Source organism: Bacillus sp. SIMBA_008 (assembly GCF_046535495.1).
GTDB lineage: Bacteria > Bacillota > Bacilli > Bacillales > Bacillaceae > Bacillus > Bacillus subtilis.
On record NZ_JAWRWL010001403.1, the window covers coordinates 1 to 230 of the forward strand.

At 43.0% G+C, this 230-nt stretch carries 1 protein-coding gene; it reads right to left on the reverse strand.

Annotated elements, in window-relative coordinates:
• Nucleotides 1–230, reverse strand: a 230-nt coding sequence (locus SB658_RS28095) for an FtsW/RodA/SpoVE family cell cycle protein (RefSeq protein ID WP_410603892.1), incomplete at both ends; no start/stop codon positions are given.

The window sequence follows — 230 nt, forward strand, 5'->3', positions numbered from 1 at the left end:
GATACTGCTGAATGCCAATTGTTTTTGCAACATCAGGGAAGAGAATGATCACGGCTAACACAGCGGCAACTAAAAGCACAACCACAGAACCGATGAGAGAAATCAGCTTCCAATTGACCCCTGATAAAAACACCATCACAACGACAATAAACATACAGACAGCTGCTGTACCTGCATCCTGTAGGAAAATCAATCCAACTGGAACAGCTGCTACACCGGCAATTTTTAAT